The sequence below is a fragment of the Enterobacter sp. C3_dUdeg genome (assembly GCF_057536195.1).
The window spans coordinates 1-20,826 of record NZ_BAAKFX010000011.1 but is presented as its reverse complement, the minus strand read 5'-3'; the positions used below and the strand labels follow the sequence as shown (position 1 = coordinate 20,826).

20 protein-coding genes are annotated in these 20,826 nt (G+C 55.7%); 7 read left to right on the top strand and 13 right to left on the bottom strand.

Features of this window, described 5'->3' with window-relative positions:
• Positions 1 to 54: 54 nt before the first annotated feature.
• From gudD to syd, 7 genes are all read right to left on the bottom strand, one after another.
• Positions 55 to 1,392: a glucarate dehydratase gene (gene gudD, locus AC27FC_RS19065; protein ID WP_196354996.1), complete on the bottom strand. Its 1,338-nt coding sequence runs from the start codon at positions 1,390 to 1,392 to the stop codon at positions 55 to 57.
• Between the two features lie 15 nt (positions 1,393 to 1,407).
• The gene (locus AC27FC_RS19060; RefSeq protein WP_196354995.1) at positions 1,408 to 2,748 is read right to left on the bottom strand and encodes an enolase C-terminal domain-like protein; all 1,341 of its coding nucleotides are present in this window, start codon (positions 2,746 to 2,748) and stop codon (positions 1,408 to 1,410) included.
• A complete protein-coding gene (gene gudP / locus AC27FC_RS19055; protein ID WP_023309021.1) occupies positions 2,748 to 4,103 on the bottom strand; it encodes a galactarate/glucarate/glycerate transporter GudP in 1,356 nt (451 codons plus the stop codon). The genes AC27FC_RS19060 and gudP overlap by 1 nt, the downstream gene beginning before the upstream one ends.
• A gap of 295 nt (positions 4,104 to 4,398) precedes the next feature.
• Positions 4,399 to 4,848: a flavodoxin gene (locus AC27FC_RS19050; protein WP_023333248.1), complete on the bottom strand. Its 450-nt coding sequence runs from the start codon at positions 4,846 to 4,848 to the stop codon at positions 4,399 to 4,401.
• A gap of 24 nt (positions 4,849 to 4,872) precedes the next feature.
• The gene (gene truC / locus AC27FC_RS19045) at positions 4,873 to 5,649 is read right to left on the bottom strand and encodes a tRNA pseudouridine(65) synthase TruC (protein ID WP_033146427.1); all 777 of its coding nucleotides are present in this window, start codon (positions 5,647 to 5,649) and stop codon (positions 4,873 to 4,875) included.
• The gene (locus tag AC27FC_RS19040; protein ID WP_023309024.1) at positions 5,646 to 5,975 is read right to left on the bottom strand and encodes a YqcC family protein; all 330 of its coding nucleotides are present in this window, start codon (positions 5,973 to 5,975) and stop codon (positions 5,646 to 5,648) included. The genes truC and AC27FC_RS19040 overlap by 4 nt, the downstream gene beginning before the upstream one ends.
• Positions 5,976 to 6,605: 630 nt before the next feature.
• On the bottom strand, positions 6,606 to 7,151 hold the full coding sequence (gene syd, locus AC27FC_RS19035) for a SecY-interacting protein (protein WP_045888075.1): 546 nt from the start codon (positions 7,149 to 7,151) through the stop codon (positions 6,606 to 6,608).
• 69 nt (positions 7,152 to 7,220) lie between these two features.
• Here syd and queF point away from each other — a divergent pair, with 69 nt between their 5' ends.
• From queF to xni, 5 genes are all read left to right on the top strand, one after another.
• Positions 7,221 to 8,063, top strand: a complete 843-nt coding sequence (queF, locus tag AC27FC_RS19030) for an NADPH-dependent 7-cyano-7-deazaguanine reductase QueF (protein WP_087823260.1) — start codon at positions 7,221 to 7,223, stop codon at positions 8,061 to 8,063.
• A gap of 116 nt (positions 8,064 to 8,179) precedes the next feature.
• Positions 8,180 to 9,544 (top strand): nucleotide 5'-monophosphate nucleosidase PpnN, encoded by a 1,365-nt coding sequence (gene ppnN / locus AC27FC_RS19025; RefSeq protein ID WP_023309027.1) that lies wholly within the window; start codon positions 8,180 to 8,182, stop codon positions 9,542 to 9,544.
• Between the two features lie 514 nt (positions 9,545 to 10,058).
• A complete protein-coding gene (locus tag AC27FC_RS19020) occupies positions 10,059 to 11,354 on the top strand; it encodes an HAAAP family serine/threonine permease (RefSeq protein WP_024909280.1) in 1,296 nt (431 codons plus the stop codon).
• 65 nt (positions 11,355 to 11,419) lie between these two features.
• A complete protein-coding gene (locus AC27FC_RS19015) occupies positions 11,420 to 12,787 on the top strand; it encodes an L-serine ammonia-lyase (protein ID WP_033146431.1) in 1,368 nt (455 codons plus the stop codon).
• A 112-nt stretch (positions 12,788 to 12,899) separates the two neighbouring features.
• Positions 12,900 to 13,655 (top strand): flap endonuclease Xni, encoded by a 756-nt coding sequence (xni, locus tag AC27FC_RS19010; RefSeq protein ID WP_033146432.1) that lies wholly within the window; start codon positions 12,900 to 12,902, stop codon positions 13,653 to 13,655.
• Between the two features lie 54 nt (positions 13,656 to 13,709).
• Here xni and rlmM read toward each other — a convergent pair whose 3' ends face one another.
• The 4 genes from rlmM to AC27FC_RS18990 form a co-directional block, all read right to left on the bottom strand.
• Positions 13,710 to 14,810, bottom strand: coding sequence for a 23S rRNA (cytidine(2498)-2'-O)-methyltransferase RlmM (rlmM, locus tag AC27FC_RS19005; protein WP_023309030.1), 1,101 nt, complete (start codon positions 14,808 to 14,810; stop codon positions 13,710 to 13,712).
• Complete coding sequence (locus AC27FC_RS19000; protein ID WP_023309031.1) at positions 14,803 to 15,198, bottom strand: DUF423 domain-containing protein; 396 nt, start codon at positions 15,196 to 15,198, stop codon at positions 14,803 to 14,805. Before AC27FC_RS19000 ends, rlmM begins: the two co-directional genes overlap by 8 nt.
• A 39-nt stretch (positions 15,199 to 15,237) precedes the next feature.
• A complete protein-coding gene (gcvA, locus tag AC27FC_RS18995; protein WP_023309032.1) occupies positions 15,238 to 16,155 on the bottom strand; it encodes a glycine cleavage system transcriptional regulator GcvA in 918 nt (305 codons plus the stop codon).
• Between the two features lie 349 nt (positions 16,156 to 16,504).
• Positions 16,505 to 16,732, bottom strand: a complete 228-nt coding sequence (locus AC27FC_RS18990) for a YgdI/YgdR family lipoprotein (RefSeq protein ID WP_008499648.1) — start codon at positions 16,730 to 16,732, stop codon at positions 16,505 to 16,507.
• 192 nt (positions 16,733 to 16,924) lie between these two features.
• On the opposite strand from AC27FC_RS18990, the gene csdA reads away from it, so the two are divergent.
• Together csdA and csdE are read left to right on the top strand one after the other, a co-directional pair.
• Entirely contained in the window at positions 16,925 to 18,130 is a 1,206-nt protein-coding gene (gene csdA / locus AC27FC_RS18985) for a cysteine desulfurase CsdA (protein WP_196354993.1), read from the top strand.
• Positions 18,130 to 18,576 (top strand): cysteine desulfurase sulfur acceptor subunit CsdE, encoded by a 447-nt coding sequence (gene csdE / locus AC27FC_RS18980; RefSeq protein WP_094934829.1) that lies wholly within the window; start codon positions 18,130 to 18,132, stop codon positions 18,574 to 18,576. Before csdA ends, csdE begins: the two co-directional genes overlap by 1 nt.
• Here csdE and tcdA read toward each other — a convergent pair.
• Together tcdA and mltA are read right to left on the bottom strand one after the other, a co-directional pair.
• Positions 18,567 to 19,373, bottom strand: a complete 807-nt coding sequence (gene tcdA, locus AC27FC_RS18975; protein WP_006811804.1) for a tRNA cyclic N6-threonylcarbamoyladenosine(37) synthase TcdA — start codon at positions 19,371 to 19,373, stop codon at positions 18,567 to 18,569. The genes csdE and tcdA overlap by 10 nt on opposite strands.
• Positions 19,374 to 19,448: 75 nt before the next feature.
• Positions 19,449 to 20,546 (bottom strand): murein transglycosylase A, encoded by a 1,098-nt coding sequence (mltA, locus tag AC27FC_RS18970; RefSeq protein ID WP_196354992.1) that lies wholly within the window; start codon positions 20,544 to 20,546, stop codon positions 19,449 to 19,451.
• Between the last annotated feature and the right edge of the window lie 280 nt (positions 20,547 to 20,826).

Here is a 20,826-nt window from a genome sequence, read left to right as displayed (position 1 = left end):
TACGTTAAGCATACACCACGTAAAAGACCGCTTGTGGGAGCGGTCCCAATGCGTTTATCGTACCATGCACGGGCGTTTATTGTCGAATGTCCAGTCGGGGATCAGATACTGCATCGCCATGGCGTCGTCGCGCGCGCCCAGACCGTGTTTTTGATACAGCTCATGGGCTTTCATGACCTGGTCCATATCCAGCTCAACCCCCAACCCCGGCGTGGAAGGCACCTGCACCATGCCACCTTTGATCTCAAACGGCTGCTTAGTCAGACGCTGATTACCCTCCTGCCAGATCCAGTGCGTGTCGATAGCGGTAATCGTGCCCGGCGCGGCGGCGGCAACGTGCGTGAACATCGCCAGCGACACGTCGAAGTGGTTGTTAGAGTGCGAGCCCCAGGTCAGGCCAAACTCGTGGCACATTTGCGCCACGCGCACCGACCCCTGCATCGTCCAGAAGTGCGGGTCCGCCAGCGGAATATCGACGGACTGCAATGACAGGGTGTGTCCCATCTGACGCCAGTCGGTGACAATCATATTGGTCGCGGTCGGCAGCCCCGTTGCGCGGCGAAATTCCGCCATGACTTCACGTCCTGAGAAGCCTTGCTCAGCCCCACACGGATCTTCCGCATACGCCAGAACGCCTTTCAGCTGTTTACCAATTTTGATCGCTTCATCAAGCGACCACGCGCCGTTCGGATCCAGCGTCACGCGGGCCTGCGGGAAGCGTTTTGCCAGCGCGGTAACGGCTTCCGCCTCTTCTTCACCTGCCAGCACGCCGCCCTTCAGTTTGAAATCATTAAAGCCATATTTTTCGTACGCGGCTTCCGCCAGGCGCACCACCGCATCCGGGGTCATCGCCTCGTCGTGGCGAAGTCGATACCAATCGCATTGTTCATCCGGCTGGCTCTGATAAGGCAACGGCGTCAGCCTGCGGTCGCCGACAAAGAACAGATAGCCCAGCATTTCCACTTCGCTGCGCTGCTGCCCCTCGCCCAACAGCGACGCAACGTTAACGCCCAGATGCTGACCCAGTAGATCCAGCATCGCGGATTCAATACCGGTCACCACGTGAATGGTGGTGCGCAGGTCGAAGGTCTGCAGGCCACGCCCTCCGGCATCGCGATCGGCAAACGTGTTACGCACGGTGTTGAGGACATTTTTATACTCACCCAGCGTTTTGCCCACCACCAGCGGAATGGCATCTTCCAGCGTCTGGCGGATCTTCTCCCCGCCCGGAATTTCACCCACGCCCGTATGCCCGGAATTGTCTTTGATAATGACAATATTGCGGGTAAAGAATGGCGCATGCGCGCCGCTCAGGTTCATCAGCATGCTGTCATGGCCCGCAACCGGAATGATTTGCATGGAAGTGACGACAGGGGTCGTAAAAGTACTCATCGTGTAATCCTTTTATCAGTGACGTCCAAAAACAGGGCGCTTACGGTCAAATGTCCAGCCGGGGATCAGGTATTGCATCGGGCCCGCGTCGTTACGCGCGCCGCCCGGTAGCTTTTTATACGCTTCATGGGCTTTATGGATCTGATCCCAGTCAATCTCCACGCCCAGCCCCGGCGCATCCGGTACGGCAATCTTGCCGTTGATGATTTCCAGCGGATTTTTCGTCAGGCGGGCTTCCCCTTCCTGCCAAATCCAGTGGGTATCGATGGCGGTCGGGTTACCCGGCGCCGCCGCGCCAACGTGGGTAAACATCGCCAGCGAAATATCAAAGTGGTTGTTAGAGTGACAGCCCCAGGTCAGCCCCCAGTCATCGCACAGCTGCGCCACGCGCACTGCGCCTGAAAGCGTCCAGAAGTGAGGATCCGCCAGCGGAATGTCGACGGCGTTCAGCATCACCGCATGACCCATTTCACGCCAGTTGGTGGCGATCATGTTGGTCGCGACAGGCAGCCCGGTGGCGCGACGGAACTCAGCCATGACTTCACGGCCCGAGAAGCCCTGCTCCGCGCCGCAGGGGTCTTCCGCATAGGTCAGGACATCCCCCAGCCCCTTGCACAGGCTAATCGCTTCCTCCAGCAGCCAGGCGCCGTTGGGATCGACGGTGATCCGCGCATCAGCAAAGCGTTTTTTCAGCGCCCGGGCCGTTTCAATCTCCTGCTCGCCGGGCAGCACGCCGCCCTTCAGCTTGAAATCCTTAAAGCCGTAGCGATCCTGCGCAGCCTCGGCCAGCCGCACCACCGCGTCGCTGGAGAGCGCTTCCTGGTGGCGCAGGCGATACCAGTCGTGATCGCCCGTGGATCGGGCCAGATACGGGAGATCGGTCTTATTGCGATCGCCCACGTAGAACAGATAGCCCAGCACGGTGACCGCATCACGCTGTTTGCCGGGCCCCAGCAGCTCGCAAACCGGAACATTGAGCGCCTTACCCAGTAAATCGAGCAGGGCGGCCTCCAGCGCGGCGACCGCGTTGACCCGCAGTTCAAACGTCCAGGCACCTTTACCGAACGTATCAAAGTCTGCAGACTGATTGCCCTTATGCACCCGCTGAACCACCTTGTTCAGACGGGCGACCTCCTGGCCCACCACCTGCGGAATGGCATCGACCAGCGTCTGGTAGATCACCTCCCCACCCGGGGCCTCGCCCACGCCGGTATGCCCTGCGCTGTCTTTCAGCACGACGATATTACGGGTAAACCAGGCGCTATGCGCCCCGCCGATATTGAGCAGCATGCTGTCCTGCCCGGCCACCGGGATGACCTTCATCTCCGTGACGGTTGGGCTCGATTGCGTTGTCATTATCCACGCTCCGCAACAGGTTTAAGTTCGACGCGTTTGATATCCCCCACCAGCACCAGGTAACTCAGCACCGCCACCAGCGCATGCACACCTACGTAGATTAGCGCACCGTTGAAAGAGCCGGTGGTACCGACGATGTAGCCGATAGCGATGGGCGTAACAATCCCGGATATGTTGCCGAACATGTTGAACAGGCCGCCGCTCAGGCCGCTGATCTCTTTCGGCGCCGTATCCGCCATCACCGCCCAGCCCAGCGCGCCAATGCCTTTGCCGAAGAAGGCCATCGCCATAAAGCCGATAATCATCCATTCGGCGTTGACGTAGTTACAGAACACCATGGTCATGGAGAGCAGCATGCCGAGCACAATCGGGGTTTTACGCGCGATGTTCAGCGAGCCGGTACGGCGCATCAGCCAGTCGGAAATCACTCCGCCGAGCACGCCGCCGACGAAGCCGCAAATTGCCGGGACCGACGCGACAAATCCCGCTTTCAGAATCGACATGCCGCGTGCCTGCACCAGGTATACCGGGAACCAGGTGATGAAGAAGTAGGTTAAGGCGTTAATACAGTACTGGCCCAGATAGATACCGATCATCATGCGCGAGCCGACGAGCTGCTTGATCTGCGCCCATTTCTGGCTGAACGGAACTTTTGCTTTTGCGGATTTCTGATCCATATTGATCAGCGCGCCGCCTTCCGCGATGTACTCCAGCTCTTTTTTGTTCACGCCAGGATGCTGGTTGGGTTCGTGGATCACTTTCAGCCAGACGAAGCTGATGACGATCCCAAGCCCGCCCATGAAGAAGAAGACGTGCGACCAGCCCACCTCATGCGTCAGCCAGCCCATGATTGGCGCGAAGATCACCGTCGCGAAGTACTGTGCGGAGTTGAAAATCGCCACCGCCGTTCCCCTCTCCTGCGCCGGGAACCAGGCAGCGACAATGCGGCTGTTCCCCGGGAAGGAAGGTGCTTCCGCTAAGCCTACCAGGAAGCGCAGCGTGAAGAGCGCCACGATAATGCCGAAGCCGCTGAAGATATCGACGAAACCCTGCAACAGGGTAAACATCGACCAGATAAAGATAGACCAGAAATAGACGCGTTTAGATCCAAAACGGTCCAGCAGCCAGCCGCCAGGAATTTGCCCGATGACGTAGGCCCATGAGAATGCGGAGAAAACGTAACCCATGCCCACCGGATCAAGGCCGATATCTTTTGCCATTTCCGAACCGGCAATCGACAGCGTGGCGCGGTCACCATAGTTAAAGGATGTGACGATAAACAGCATCACCACTATCCAGTAGCGGGCATTAGTGCGCTTTTCAGCGCTGCTCGCTGCGTGGCTTAATGTACTCATTGTTGCACTCCTGAAACATAGCTTTCGCCTGGTTCATTCTGTACAGCACCGGTAGGGTAATCAGAATGAGATTGGTGTTTTGTCGTTTTGGTACGGCCTGACGCCGTTTTATAGTGACCGGAAAAGTATATGAAGGAGTGCCTCATCACCTCACCGTGCAGAAACACAGTATTAAAGGGTGTATGAGAGGTTGTTTATGGCATAAGCCCAGGGGAATGGAAGGTGGTTCACGGATTTGGCGTTTGGAGCGGGGTGTATCGCCGGGTGGCGGCTATGCCTTACCCGGCCTGGATAACTATTTAAGGAGAGTTGCCCAGTTCTCCACCCACGGGTTCGATTCGCTTTCGGGTTCAGGATGCTCACCGGCATCAATCAGCAGCATCTCGCCGACGCGCTGGGCGCTCTGCTCCTGAAGGAGTGCATCGAACTGCTTGCCGCCGCCGCAGAAGTTGGCGTAAGAGCTGTCGCCCAGGGCAATGATGCCGTAGTGCACGTCCGGCTGATAGCCAAGCTGGTCTTTAATGCCCTGAAACAGCGGCACGATGCTGTCCGGCAGATCGCCCTGCCCGGTGGTGGAGGTCACCACCAGAATGTATTTATCTTTATACTTTTCCCAGTCTGCCAGTTCCGGGTCTTCATAGACCGTGGCTTTATGGCCCTGGCTGGCGAGTATTGCCTCAGCCTCTTCCGCTACCAGCAGCGAGTTGCCGTACATTGTGCCGACAAAAATGCCTACTTCAGCCATGATATTTTCCCATAATGAATGCGTTTACCGTTCATCCTGAACGTTGCCCGATACAAACTCAACCCTTTCATTTTCGGGGAGTTGTCCCAGCCAGCCAAACTGTGACAGCGCCTGCATCCAGACGTCGTCCAGCCCCGCACGGATAGTCAGCGGTTCGCCGGTAAACGGGTGCGTCAGGCTCAGCTCGCTGGCGTGCAGCATCAGACGATGGCAGCCAAAGTGTTCGGCCGCACTGCGGTTCTGGCGCAAATCACCGTGTTTGCTGTCACCAATAATCGGGTGGCGCAGGTGCGCAAGATGGCGTCGCAGCTGGTGCTTACGCCCGGTTTTAGGCAAAAGCTCAACCAGGCTGTAGCGTGTGGTCGGGAATTTGCTGGTTGCAACCGGCATTTCGGTCGTCGCCATGCCGCGATAATCCGTTACTGCGGGCTGCGAACCTTTGTCATCGCGGGCAAATTTATCGGCGATTTTGTCCAGTTCCTCCACCAGCGGATAGTCCAGCGTGGCGGCTTCCGTCAGCCAGCCGCGCACGATCGCGTGGTAGCGCTTTTGCATCTGATGCTGTTCAAACTGCTGTGACAGCAGACGCCCCGCCTCGCTGGAAAGCCCCATCAGCAGCACGCCGGAGGTCGGCCTGTCGAGACGATGGGCGGTAAAAACATGCTGACCAATCTGGTCGCGAACGGTCTGCATCACCACCACTTTCTCATCGCGATCGAGCCAGCTGCGGTGTACCAGCCAGCCTGACGGTTTATTCACCGCCACCAGCCACTCGTCCTGATAGAGGATCTCAAGCGTCATGCATCTTCACCGGCAAACAGGGCATCCAGTTTTTCCAGTTCGACCAGCATCACGTCGCGCGCAGGGTGTGTCGCCTCGAGCGCCATTTCATAGTAGGGAGAGACAGCAAACGCCTGCGGAAGCGGGTGACCGCCCTCAAGCAGGGCGTGCATGCGCGGAATTAACACCCACTGCAGCCATTCAAACGGGGCCAGCGTATCCAGGCAGAAGGGCTGAGTGCTCGCGAACGCTTCTGGCTGCGGCGCGGTCTCCTGCCACAGCTGATGTTGGCGCAAAAGGGCTTCGATGGCGTGCAACTGAGCACGAACGCTATCGTGTTGCGTCATAGTAACCTCAACTGAAAAAGTGAACGGCGCGCAGCATAGCATTGCGGAAGGCAGAAATAAAAAAAGGGAGCACTGTAAAAACAGTGCTCCCGGTTCGTTTCGCAGCATTCCAGCTACAATTCGTGCTCCCTGCTCATCCGTGACAACTTTTCCTGACGCCCGAAGGCCTGGTCATCCGTAAGCCGATGCATCCTGCACACATCTTCCTGACGTGTTTGTCTCATCCTGAAACGTCCTGGCCTTCCTGACCCACCGACCATCCTGACCGGCTCTCGTTCTCCTTCCTGGAGGTGTCCCTTACGCATCCTGCGTTATCCACTTCGCTTCATCCTGAAGCCTTCCTGCAGCGCCATCCTGACGAGTCCTGTGTGAGAAACGCCATCATCCTGATGTTCGTTTCTCGTGTCGGCGTCCTGTCGACAGAAATAGAATCCGCTATTCCGCTTCGTCTTACAACCCACCCTTTCTGGGTTGTAAGCCGTAAGAAATCCCTAAAAACAATACGATGAACAGGTAATTCATTGAAAAACAGAGCGATATTAATCTGAATTAAATGAGGTAATACTGAATCTTCAGCGATCTCTCACAAACGTTGTAAGAGATCTCTCACACGCGCTATAGCATCATGGATTACAGAAGTGGCTCAAGTCGGGTAAGGAAATCCGCAAGAGAGGGGGCGAGAGTCTCGCGATTGCGGGTGCCGATAGTCTCTTTAACCACTTCACCTGACAGGTTACAGACGGAGATAACGTCCAGTTCGCTGTCCAGCGTGGCAATAAAGAGCGTCGGAGAAAGCTTCAGGCGTTTTTGCGTGACCAGGTGACCAATCAGGTTTTCCTGAACACGCTGCAGATCGTCTTCGCTCCAGGTCTGCAACAGCGTCAGCGTGATATCAGCAAAGCGCGCAGGCATATCCCCTGCGAACTGCGTGGTATAAAATGCATGAACCGCTGGTTGTACCACAATGTCCATTGCCCGCTCAACCGCATTTACATTTTGCTCGCCGTCGAAAGGTTTTGGTTGCCAGATAACGTAATCGTCGACTGAAGAGATAATGCACGGCGAAGGTACGCCATACAAATCAGCACTTTGCGGCCATGTCTGGTCCTTTTCATGCCATGCGTCGCAATAGCGGGTCGTGAAGCTAGTGAGGGCATTTGCAGTTTCGATGTCCACCGATTTCTCTCTTCTTGTCAGACAGGATAAACTCAGGCCATAAGTGTACCTGTAAAGTGGCTATGAAACATGTCTTACGAAAATCATCAGGCGTTAACCGGCTTAACGCTGGGTAAATCGACCGATTACCGCGATACCTACGATGCAAGCCTGCTGCAGGGAGTGCCGCGCAGCCTGAACCGCGATCCTCTGGGCCTGCATGCGGATGCCTTGCCGTTTGTCGGCGGTGACATCTGGACGCTGTACGAACTCTCGTGGCTTAACGCGCGCGGTCTGCCGCAGGTGGCGGTGGGCCACGTTGAGCTGGATTACGCCAGCGTTAATCTCGTGGAATCCAAAAGCTTTAAGCTCTATCTCAACAGTTTTAACCAGACAAAATTCAGCAGCTGGGACGACGTTCAGCACACCCTGGAACGTGATTTAAGCGCCTGCGCGCAGGGAAAGGTGAGCGTTTCACTGTATCGCCTGCACGAGCTGGAAGGGCAGCCGGTCGCCCACTTCAACGGGACCTGCATCGACGATCAGGATATCGAGGTGGAGAATTATGAATTCAGCGCCGATTACCTTGAAAACGCGGCGAGCGGAAAGGTGGTCGAAGAGACGCTGGTCAGCCACCTGCTGAAATCCAACTGCCTGATCACCCACCAGCCGGACTGGGGTTCGGTGCAGATCCAGTACCGCGGCCCGAAAATTGACCGGGAAAAGTTGCTGCGCTACCTGGTGTCGTTCCGCCATCACAACGAATTTCACGAGCAGTGCGTGGAGCGTATCTTTAGCGATATTCAGCGTTTCTGCCAGCCAGAAAAACTGAGCGTTTACGCGCGCTACACCCGCCGTGGCGGTCTGGACATCAACCCGTGGCGCACCAACACCGCTTTTGTGCCAGCAACGGGACGGCTGGTGCGTCAGTAATATAAATATTTTCACAATATGCGCGGTATCTTCCGCGCTTTAGGTTGTGAAACGTCACGCGCCAGGGCTATTGTAATCAACAGGGAAAGACGATAATCGTCCCGTAAGGAGCTCACTTGATTACACATATTAGCCCGCTTGGCTCAATGGATATGTTGTCGCAGCTGGAAGTGGACATGCTTAAGCGCACGGCCAGCAGCGATCTTTATCAACTGTTTCGTAACTGTTCACTTGCCGTACTGAACTCCGGAAGCCTGACAGATAACAGTAAAGAACTGCTGTCCCGCTTCGAAAGCTTTGATATCAACGTGCTGCGCCGCGAGCGTGGCGTGAAGCTTGAAGTCATCAACCCGCCGGAAGAGGCCTTTGTCGACGGCCGTATCATTCGTTCACTTCAGGCTAACCTGTTTGCCGTGCTGCGTGACATCCTGTTTGTTAACGGGCAGATCCACAACGCCGGCCGTTTCCAGCATCTCGACCTGGAAAGCTCAGTCCATATCACCAACCTGGTGTTCTCCATTTTGCGTAACGCCCGTGCCCTGCACGTTGGCGAAGCGCCGAACATGGTCGTCTGCTGGGGCGGCCACTCCATTAACGAAACCGAATACCTTTATGCGCGTCGGGTGGGCACCCAGCTCGGCCTGCGCGAGCTGAATATCTGTACCGGCTGCGGTCCGGGTGCGATGGAAGCGCCAATGAAAGGTGCCGCAGTGGGACACGCGCAACAGCGTTACAAAGAGGGACGGTTTATCGGCATGACCGAGCCGTCGATCATTGCCGCTGAGCCGCCTAACCCGCTGGTTAACGAGCTGATTATCATGCCGGATATCGAGAAACGTCTTGAAGCGTTTGTCCGTATCGCCCACGGCATTATCATCTTCCCGGGCGGCGTGGGGACAGCGGAAGAGCTGCTCTATCTGCTGGGTATTCTGATGAATCCGGCCAACAAAGATCAGGTTCTGCCGCTGATCCTGACCGGTCCAAAAGAGAGCGCCGACTACTTCCGCGTGCTGGACGAGTTTATCGTGCACACGCTGGGCGAAGCCGCGCGTCGTCACTATCGCATCATCATTGACGATGCCGCGGAAGTGGCGCGCCAGATGAAAAAAGCGATGCCGTTGGTAAAAGAAAACCGTCGCGATACCGGCGATGCGTACAGCTTTAACTGGTCAATCCGTATCGCGCCGGATCTGCAGATCCCGTTCGAGCCAACGCACGAAAATATGGCGAACCTGAAACTCTATCCGGACCAGCCGGTGGAAGTCCTGGCTGCCGATCTGCGTCGTGCCTTCTCCGGGATTGTGGCGGGCAACGTCAAAGAGATGGGCATCCGCGCTATTGAACAGTACGGTCCGTACAAGATCCACGGCGACCCGGAGATGATGCGTCGCATGGACGACATGCTGCAGGGCTTTGTCGCTCAGCACCGCATGAAGCTGCCGGGCTCAGCCTATATTCCTTGCTACGAAATCTGCACATAACGCTCAACAGCATCTCATCAAAGCCGGGTCGCCCTGTTGCGCGTCCCGGCTTTTTTTATTACGAGGTAATTCATACGCATCACTTATGTCTTTTACAAACTATGCGCAAACGCAAACGATTACCTTGTTTTTTCAACCGTAAATTATCAGCCTTAATCCAAATTACCTGCCAGAAAATACTAAAAACCCATTTCTTTACAGCTAAAGACACCTATATCACGGGCCAGTCTTTCAGCTCACATGTCGTTGGTGGTAGCCTTCGCGCCCGTAAATTCTCTTTGACGTTTTTTTAACAGATAAATGGTCTAAAGATGCCCACATCATAAGTGGATTATTGCATTTGGGATCAGGATCACTGATAGATTCATAACTAGAATGTATCTTTCCGCCCGCCAATAGTTACGGGCGAAAATTATTAAAAAACCGTCACTGAACGAATTTCATATTACCGTCAGGCACTTTTTCATCGGATTTGACTAAAAACCTGACAATTTGCTTCCTCCAGGAGATACAGATGGAAACCACTCAAACCAGCACCGTTGCTTCGATTGAATCCCGAAGTGGTTGGCGCAAAACGGATACCATGTGGATGCTTGGCCTTTACGGCACAGCAATCGGCGCTGGTGTACTGTTCCTTCCTATCAACGCAGGCGTCGGCGGTCTGATCCCGCTGATCATCATGGCTATCATTGCTTTCCCGATGACCTTCTTCGCACACCGCGGTCTGACCCGCTTCGTGCTGTCCGGTAAAAACCCGGGCGAGGACATCACTGAAGTTGTTGAAGAGCATTTCGGCGTTGGCGCAGGTAAACTGATTACCCTGCTCTACTTCTTCGCGATTTACCCTATCCTGCTGGTCTACAGCGTGGCGATCACCAACACCGTTGAAAGCTTCATGATGCACCAGCTGCACATGACGCCGCCTCCGCGTGCGATTCTGTCGCTGATCCTGATCGTGGGCATGATGACCATCGTTCGCTTCGGTGAGCAGATGATTGTGAAAGCAATGAGCGTACTGGTCTTCCCGTTCGTTATTGCTCTGATGGTACTGGCTTGCTACCTGATCCCACAGTGGAACGGTGCAGCGCTGGAAACCCTGTCCCTGAGCAGCGCATCGGCAACCGGTAACGGCCTGCTGATGACCCTCTGGCTGGCAATTCCGGTGATGGTGTTCTCCTTCAACCACTCTCCAATCATCTCTTCTTTCGCCGTGGCGAAACGTGAAGAGTACGGTAATGGCGCAGAGAAGAAGTGCTCCAGCATCCTGGCGCGCGCTCACATCATGATGGTACTGACCGTAATGTTCTTCGTCTTCAGCTGCGTACTGAGCCTCTCCCCGGCGGATCTGGCGGCAGCGAAAGAGCAGAACATCTCTATTCTGTCTTACCTGGCGAACCACTTTAACGCACCGGTCATTGCGTGGATGGCACCAATTATCGCGATTATCGCCATCACCAAATCCTTCCTGGGCCACTACCTCGGCGCGCGTGAAGGCTTCAACGGTATGGTGATTAAATCTCTGCGCGGTAAAGGCAAGAGCATTGAAATCAACAAGCTGAACAAAATCACTGCACTGTTCATGCTGCTCACCACCTGGGCGGTAGCGACCCTGAACCCAAGCATCTTGGGCATGATTGAAACCCTGGGCGGCCCGGTCATCGCGATGATTCTGTTCCTGATGCCGATGTACGCGATTCAGAAAGTCCCTGCTATGCGCAAGTACAGCGGTCATGTGAGCAACGTGTTTGTGGTTATCATGGGTCTTATCGCAATCTCTGCGATCTTCTACTCCCTGTACACCATGTTCTGATTATCACCCGCGCCGTCTTCGGACGGCGCACTCCTCCCTCTCTGACTGAAAGCAATGGACGCATCATGATTAGCGTATTCGATATCTTCAAAATCGGTATTGGTCCTTCCAGCTCTCACACCGTCGGACCAATGAAAGCCGGTAAGCAGTTCACGGATGACTTGATTGCACGCGGCATCTTGCATGACATTACCCGCGTGGTTGTCGATGTATACGGCTCGCTTTCCCTGACCGGGAAAGGCCACCATACCGATATCGCCATTATCATGGGCCTGGCGGGAAACCTGCCGGATACCGTTGATATTGATGCGATCCCTGGCTTCATCCAGGATGTGAACACCCACGGCCGCCTGCTGCTGGCGAACGGTGAGCATGAGGTTGAATTCCCGGTTGACCACTGCATGAATTTCCATGCGGACAACCTGTCGCTGCACGAAAACGGCATGCGCATTACCGCGCTGGCCGGCGACAAAGCGGTATACAGCCAGACGTATTACTCTATCGGCGGCGGCTTTATCGTCGACGAAGACCACTTTGGTCAAACCAATACCTCTTCTGTCGAAGTGCCGTATCCGTACAAAACGGCGGCGGATCTTCAGCGTCACTGCCAGGAGACGGGCCTTTCCCTCTCCGGCCTGATGATGAAAAACGAGCTGGCGCTTCACAGTAAAGAAGAGCTCGAACAGCACTTCACTAACGTCTGGGAAGTGATGCGCGGCGGTATTGAGCGCGGGATCACCACCGAGGGCGTTCTGCCGGGCAAGCTTCGCGTGCCGCGTCGCGCTGCTGCGCTGCGCCGTATGCTGGTGAGCACCGACAAAACGACAACGGACCCGATGGCCGTTGTAGACTGGATCAACATGTTCGCCCTGGCGGTAAACGAAGAGAACGCCGCAGGGGGCCGCGTGGTCACCGCGCCGACTAACGGTGCCTGCGGTATCGTTCCGGCGGTGCTGGCGTACTACGACAAGTTTATCCGTGAAGTGAACGCGAACTCACTGGCGCGCTACCTGCTGGTCGCCAGTGCGATTGGTTCGCTGTATAAGATGAACGCGTCTATTTCCGGTGCGGAAGTGGGCTGTCAGGGTGAAGTCGGCGTGGCGTGCTCCATGGCGGCGGCGGGTCTGGCCGAACTGCTGGGTGCAAGCCCTACACAGGTGTGCATTGCTGCGGAAATCGGCATGGAACATAACCTTGGGCTGACCTGTGACCCGGTTGCCGGACAGGTACAGGTACCGTGCATCGAACGTAACGCGATTGCCTCCGTGAAGGCGGTGAACGCGGCACGTATGGCGCTGCGCCGCACCAGCGAGCCGCGCGTCTGTCTCGATAAGGTTATCGAAACCATGTACGAAACCGGTAAAGATATGAACGCCAAATACCGCGAAACCTCTCGTGGCGGCCTGGCGATGAAGATTGTGACCTGCGATTAAGCCTCTCAGGAAGCCTCGTTTTGCGAGGCTTCTTCCTGTTTTCCCCACCATTCATAGTTTCACGCTGCTGACAGTGTTACTCTTCACGCATGAGATAGAAGGGAGATTATCTGTGGCCGTTCATTTACTTATCGTCGATGCTCTTAACCTGATCCGCCGTATCCATGCGGTACAGGGGACGCCTTGTAAAGACACCTGTCTGCACGCGCTGGAACAGCTTATTCGCCACAGTGAACCCACCCACGCGGTCGCGGTATTTGATGACGAAGCCCGCAACACGGGCTGGCGACACCAGCGTCTGCCCGACTACAAAGCCGGACGCGCCCCGATGCCGGACGATCTTCACGCTGAATTGCCCATGCTGCGCGCTGCATTTGAACAGCGGGGAGTTCCCTGCTGGGGTGCACAGGGAAATGAAGCCGACGATCTCGCGTCCACCCTGGCTGTAAAGGTGGCAAGCGCCGGACATCAGGCCACTATCGTTTCAACTGACAAAGGCTACTGCCAGCTGCTTTCTCCGACTATCCGCATTCGCGACTATTTTCAAAAACGCTGGCTGGACGCGCCGTTTATTGCCAGCGAGTTCGGCGTCTCGCCTGAGCAACTGCCGGATTACTGGGGGCTGGCAGGCATCAGCAGCTCTAAGGTTCCGGGTGTCGCCGGTATTGGGCCGAAGAGCGCCGCGCAGCTGCTGAAGGATTTTCAGAGTCTGGAAGGGATTTACGCCCGTCTGGATGAGGTGCCAGAAAAGTGGCGCAAGAAGCTGGAGGCGCATAAAGAGATGGCGTTTATCTGCCGGGAAATCGCAACGCTACAGACGGATTTACAGCTGGACGGGAATTTACAGCAGTTGAGATTAGAGCGTTAACGCTTTTCTGTAGGCCCGGTAAGCGTAGCGCCACCGGGCAAAACAAAGCACGTACTATCGCTCGTCGCGACGTCCGCCAACCGCAGCCCACCAGCGACGAATATGCACCGTCACCTCTTCACGGTCGTGATACAGCTGACGCGCCTGGATCTCCACGTTAATACCGTGCTCGTCCATCTGCTCCTGAATGTAGGCCAGGTTCTGCGATACTTCCTCATAGCGCTTTTTCATCGGCAGCTTGAGGTTGAAAATGGTCTCACGACACCAGCCGTTCACCAGCCAGGAGGCCATCAGCGCGGCGACTTTTGCCGGCTTCTCAACCATATCGCACACCATCCACGAGATGTTGTTACGGTTCGGGCGATAGCGGAAACCGTCTTCCCGCAGCCAGGTAACCTGCCCGGTGTCCATCAGGCTTTGCGCCATTGGACCGTTATCAACGGACGATACCCACATATTGCGTTTCACCAGCTGATAGGTCCAGCCGCCCGGGCACGCGCCAAGGTCGACGGCGTACATGCCGTTTGCCAGACGTTCATCCCACTCATCCGCCGGGATAAAGACGTGGAACGCCTCTTCCAGCTTGAGCGTGGAACGGCTTGGCGCATCGGACGGGAAGCGCAAACGCGGAATGCCCATAAAGAAGGGAGAGTTGTTGGTGGTGTACGAATAGCCTGTATAGCAGCAGCCTGGTGCGATAAAGAAGATATGCACCACCGGACGCTTCGGCGTTTCGTAGTTCGTCAGCACGCCTGCATCACGCAGCGCCGCACGCAGCGGCACGGTGAACTTACGGCAGAACTTCATCAGCTCTTTACTTTCGTTGGTATCCGCCACTTCAACGCGCAGATCGCCGCCTTTCTCCACCACGCCCTGCAGCATGCCGACAATTGGCGTGATGCGGTCTTCCGGCGGAAGATCCTTCAGCAGCTCACCCGCGACAAACATCTGGCGAGCAAAGATCAGCGAGCTGAACGGCAGCTCGCGCGCCAGCTTGTCTGCGTCTTCAGGCTGATAGCACTCGAATACCACATAGCCCGCGTTTTCTTTTACGCGGGCAAAGCCGAAGACTTCGCGCTTCGCCGCTTTATCGGTAATTTCCGCGGCGCACTCTTTCTCAAACCCCGGGCGACAATATAAAACAACCTTATTCATGAACAACGCCCTTGCGTTTCAGACGGATAGCTCCGATAAACATTAATACCCAACCCGCCAGGAAGCTGAAGCCGCCGACAGGTGTAACGAACGCCCACAGGCGCAAATGTGAGAGCGCAAGGCAGTACAGGCTACCGCTGAACAACACGGTACCCAGCGCCATAAACACGCTGCTCCAGTAAAACCAGATACTGATACGACGCTGCATCGCCACCGCCAGCCCAAAAATAGCCAGCGTGTGGAACGCCTGATATTCAAGGCCGGTCTGGATCCAGCCCATCTCTACTGCGCCTAAAGACTTGCTTAATACATGTGCGCCAAAGGCGCCCAGTGCAACAAAAATAAAGCCACTCACCGCGGCAAAAATCAGCATGAATCGGCTGGTCATGTTTAAGTCCTGAGTTGATGCGTGCCCGGCACACAAACGTTATTGCTCATACCTGAAGCGGAATTTTTCTTGCTCGGTTGCCGCTTTCGCCAGTATCCACTGCCGGAAGGCGGCTATTTTACCCAGTTCTGCCTGACTGTCATGACAAACCAGATAAAACGCATTCTTGCTGACCAGTACATCATTAAAAGGGCAAACCAGGCGGCCTGCCTCAATTTCGGACTGCGCCATGACGTTGTTCGCCAACGCCACGCCCTGCCCGTGAATGGCAGCCTGTAACACCATCGCACTGTGGCTAAAAATGGGTCCCTGCTGCACGTTAATATGTGTAAGACCTAATTGACGGGTATAAGTTTGCCAGTCGCGGCGAGAGGCATCATGCAAAAGCGTATGCTGAGCCAGGTCAGCGGGTGACTTCAGCGCCTTCTCACCTGTTAACAGCAGAGGAGAACAGACCGGCAGGAGATATTCTGCGTATAATTTTTCAACGCGCAAGCCCGGCCAGTTACCGCGACCATAAAAAATGGCGACATCCACGTCATCGGCCAGCTTGTCCTCCTGACGATCTACCGCCTGGATTCGAACGTCGATCCCCGGATAAGCTGAGTTAAAGCTTGAGAGTCTTGGCACCAGCCAATGAATGGCAAAACTGGGCAATAAACTGACGGTCAGAGCACCTTTTGCACTGCGAGCCTGCAGCTTACGCGTGGCTTCCGTGAGCTGGGAAAAAATCTCTTTAATATCCTGAAAATAGCTCTGCCCCTCTTCGGTCAACAGCAACGAACGGTTGCGTCGACGAAACAGCTTAAGGCCCAGAAAATCCTCCAGAGACTTGATTTGGTGACTTACTGCGGCCTGTGTCACAAAAAGCTCATCTGCTGCGCGGGTAAAGCTCAGATGACGTGCTGCTGCATCAAAAACTCGTAATGCATTAAGAGGTGGCAATCGCTTTGACATGGTTATCTGGCTTAGATGTTAACGGAATTTAACAAACAGGAAACAACGTTTAACCTATTAGTTTTTTTTATCTGAGCCATTATAATTTGTCCGTTGAGGAACTACCAGCAAATACCTATAGTGGCGGCACTTCCTGAGCCGGAACGAAGAGCTTTTTTCGGAATGCGTGTTCTGAAGGGCTTTTGGCTTACGGTTGTGATGTTGTGTTGTTGTGTTTGCAATTGGTCTGCGATTCAGACCACGGTAGCAACGCTACCAATTTTTCACTTCCTGTACATTTACCCTGTCTGTCCATAGTGATTAATGTAGCACCGCCAATTTGCGGTGCTTTTTTTTCGCCTGCGATCTGTTAATGCTCGATCTCTTTCATCTCTTTCACGTCCGTGCGGTTGATCTGCTGCTTGTTCCCGTTAGCATCTTTGTACGAAATCATCCCGGTATCATTATCGGTAGTCGGTTTCCCTTCCGAAACGATAGAACGACCATCGTTGGTGTGCATCACGTAGTTATTACCGGAACAGGCGCTCAGGGCAAAAGTAAACGCACAGGCAGAAATGATTGCAGCTGTCTTATTCATGATTATTCTCCTTTAGCAATTAATGCTATTCAAACCTCGATTTATAACAGGCTAAAACATCCGCCTAACACTATTTAGCATAACCTGCTTTTTTGAGGCCGTAAGGATAAGCAGACAATTCTGATAGATATCAACCTCCTTGCCCTGCCGCTGAAATTGCGCGACGATCGCTATATTGAAATGAGGAATCCCATGAACGCTTTCAGTCCTGCGCAGTTCCGCGCACAGTTTCCGGCCCTGGCCGATGCCGGTATTTACCTGGATAGCGCCGCCACCGCCCTTAAGCCACAGGCGGTGATTGAGGCCACGCAGCAGTTCTACAGCCTGAGCGCCGGGAACGTGCATCGCAGCCAGTTTGCCGAAGCGCAGCGATTAACCGCGCGCTATGAAGCCGCACGCGATCAGGTCGCTCGCCTGATCAATGCCGAGAGCGGGAAAAACATCGTCTGGACGCGCGGCACGACCGAAGCCATCAATATGGTGGCCCAGTGCTACGCGCGCCCGCTGCTTCAGCCGGGCGATGAGATCGTCGTCAGCGAGGCGGAACATCACGCCAACCTGGTGCCGTGGCTGATGGTGGCCGAGCAAACGGGTGCACGCGTGGTGAAGCTTCCACTGGGTGCAGACCTTCTGCCCGACGTGGCCCGTCTCCCCGAACTGATTACCCCTCGCAGCCGCATTCTGGCGCTCGGACAGATGTCGAACGTCACGGGAGGTTGCCCGGACCTGGCTCAGTCTATTCGCATTGCCCATGCATGCGGGATGGTGGTGATGGTCGACGGCGCTCAGGGCGTGGTGCACTTCCCCGCTGATGTGCAGGCGCTTGATATCGATTTCTATGCCTTCTCAGGGCATAAGCTCTACGGGCCAACCGGTATTGGGGCGTTGTACGGCAAGCCAGAACTCCTGGCAAAAATGACGCCGTGGCTGGGTGGCGGCAAAATGATCACCGAAGTGTCGTTCGATGGCTTCAAAACTCAGGATGTTCCCTATCGACTGGAAGCCGGTACGCCGAACGTGGCGGGGGTGATTGGCTTAAGCGCGGCGCTGGAGTGGCTGGCAGAAACAGACATCGTTCAGGCTGAAAGCTGGAGCCGGGGGCTGGCGACGCTGGCAGAGGAAGAGCTCAAAAAGCGCCCGGGTTTCCGCTCGTTCCGCGTTCAGGATTCAAGCCTGCTCGCCTTTGATTTTGCGGGCGTTCACCATAGCGACATGGTGACGCTGCTGGCCGGGTACGGCATTGCCCTGCGTGCCGGACAGCACTGCGCCCAGCCGCTGCTGGCGGCGCTTGGCGTTAACGGTACGCTGCGCGCCTCGTTTGCGCCGTACAATACCCAAAGCGATGTCGACGTGCTGGTTGCCGCCGTTGACCGCGCCCTTGAAATACTGGTGGATTAATGACTAGCGCTGCTTTAGCCGGACATCCGTTTGGCACCGTCATCACAGAAGAGACCTTAAAACAGACCTTCGCCCCGCTCCAGCAGTGGGAAGATAAATATCGACAGCTGATCCTGCTGGGTAAACAGCTCCCGGCCCTTTCAGACGATCTTAAAGCGCAGGCGAAAGAGATCGCAGGCTGTGAAAACCGCGTCTGGCTGGGCGTGAGCGTCTCCGGCGAGAAGCTGCACTTCTTCGGCGACAGCGAAGGCCGCATCGTCCGGGGCCTGCTGGCCGTATTGCTGACCGCTGTGGAAGGGAAAAGCGCGGCGGAATTGCTGGCACATTCGCCGCTGGCGTTATTTGATGAGCTGGGGCTGCGCGCGCAGCTCAGCGCCTCGCGTGGTCAGGGGTTGATCGCGCTGGGCGACGCGGTACTGGATGCCGCACGTCAGGCTCAGGCCTGACGTTCCGCCTTCGCCATCATTTTCTTGAGGGCGTGAGACACCGCCACAAAGCCAAAGGAGGCGGTCACCATGGTGGCCGCACCAAAACCTGAGGCGCAATCCATTCGTTTTGGCCCTTCCGCCGTGCTTTTCATCGCGCAGACTGAGCCATCCGCCTGCGGGTAGACCAGCGCTTCGGTCGAGAACACGCAGTCGACGCCGAGCTTGCCTTTGCTGTTCTTCACCACGTTAAAATCGCTCTTCAGGCGCTCGCGCAGCTTGGCCGCCAGCGGATCCTGGATCGTTTTCGCCAGGTCGGCCACCTGGATCTGCGTCGGATCGATTTGCCCGCCCGCGCCGCCCGTCGTGACCAGCGGCACCTTGTAGCGACGGCAGTATGCGATCAACGCCGCTTTTGGCCGCACGCTGTCGATGGCGTCAATCACATAGCTATAGCCTTTGCTCATGTACTCCGCGACGTTATCTGCCGTCACAAAGTCGTCGATCACCGTCACGCGGCACTCCGGGTTGATCAAACGGATACGTTCCGCCATGACCTCAGACTTCGCCAGGCCGACGTTATCGCGCAGGGCGTGGATTTGACGGTTGGTGTTGGTGACGCAAACGTCATCCATGTCAATCAGCGTGATTGCGCCAATACCGGTTCTCGCCAGCGCTTCTGCCGCCCACGACCCCACACCACCAATGCCCACGACGCAGACGTGCGCATCCGCAAACAGCTGCAGGGCTTTTTCACCATATAAACGTGCCGTCCCGCCAAAACGCTGGCGCCAGGCGTCGCTGATTACCACAGACATAAAACCTCAGATGTAAAAAGGGTGAGGTTTTCCTCACCCTGAACAGTAATCCGTATTGCGCTCAGAATACCACAATCAGCCGCTGAATACGTTTCCAGCTCCCGGAGCTGCCTTCAGTACCCACACGCGTCCGTAGTGGTTATACCAGCCCGCGCGATGGCCTGCGTCAGGGCCAATGCCCTGATAGATGTCAAAGTGCTGGCCTTTAATCGCCCCGCCGACGTCCAGCGCCACCATCAGACGCAGCTCATACTGACCGTTGAACTTGCCGTTATTGTCCAGCAGAGGAACCTCAGCCAGCAGCGTGGTGCCTGCAGGAATAATCGAACGATCCGATGCTACCGACGCGCGGCCAATCAGGGGAACTGCACTCGCTCCTTTCACCGGCGCGAAGTTTTGCGGTTTGAAGAAGACGAACGACGGGTTCTGCTCCAGCAGCTCGCGCACCTCGGCTTCGCTGTGTTTCTCGCCCCACTCGCGGATCGCCTGCATCGACATATCTTCTTTCTTCACTTCACCGCGGTCGATCAGCACCTTACCGATACTGCGATAGGCGTGACCGTTTTTACCGGAATAGCTGAAGAAGTTGAGCGGCGACCCGTCGCCAAAATCAATGTAGCCGCTGCCCTGAACGTCCATGATGAAGTTATCCATCAGGGAGTTGCTGTAGGCCAGAACGTAATTTTCGCTCAGCGCACCGGCGTAGATCTCAGCGCGAGACGGCAGACGACCGCGTTTTGGCGGCATACGGTAGATAGGATACTGGAACTCGCCCTGACGCGAGTATCGTGCCTGGATAACCGGGGTGTAGTAACCGGTAAACTGGACGTTGCCGTAGTTATCGGCCCCTTCCATCTGCCAGGCGTCGATACCAAACTGGCGCATGTTGCGCGTATCGCCGCCTGCTTTAAGCCAGTCCTGGACCGCGTTATACACGCTACTCTGGGCGCCATACAGACGCGGCGACGCGTTGCGGATCTGGTAGACCTGCTCGGAGAAATCACCGGCATTAATCGGTGCGCCGACGGCATCAGGCTGATTAACTAAAGAGAAAGGCTGGGATAACTTCCCGTCTTTATACTGTTGACCGCGATCGGTCGGTTTGGAAGAACAGGCCGCAAGAATCGCTACCATTGCGCCCGCCATCAGATACTTCGCCCAACGTCCTTTCATTATATCTCGTCTTTAAGTTGCCCATTTCCGCGTGATGAAGATAACAAACCGCCAGGGCTAATGAAATGCGATCGCATGCCCTTTGGCAAATTTTGCGCAAAAAATAGTCCGAACAGAGCCATGTCGTTCAATTTGCATACAAAATCATGATTTATGTGAAAAAGGGGTTGCATCACAAACCTATCCGAGTATAGTGCGCATCCACGGACGCGGGGTGGAGCAGCCTGGTAGCTCGTCGGGCTCATAACCCGAAGGTCGTCGGTTCAAATCCGGCCCCCGC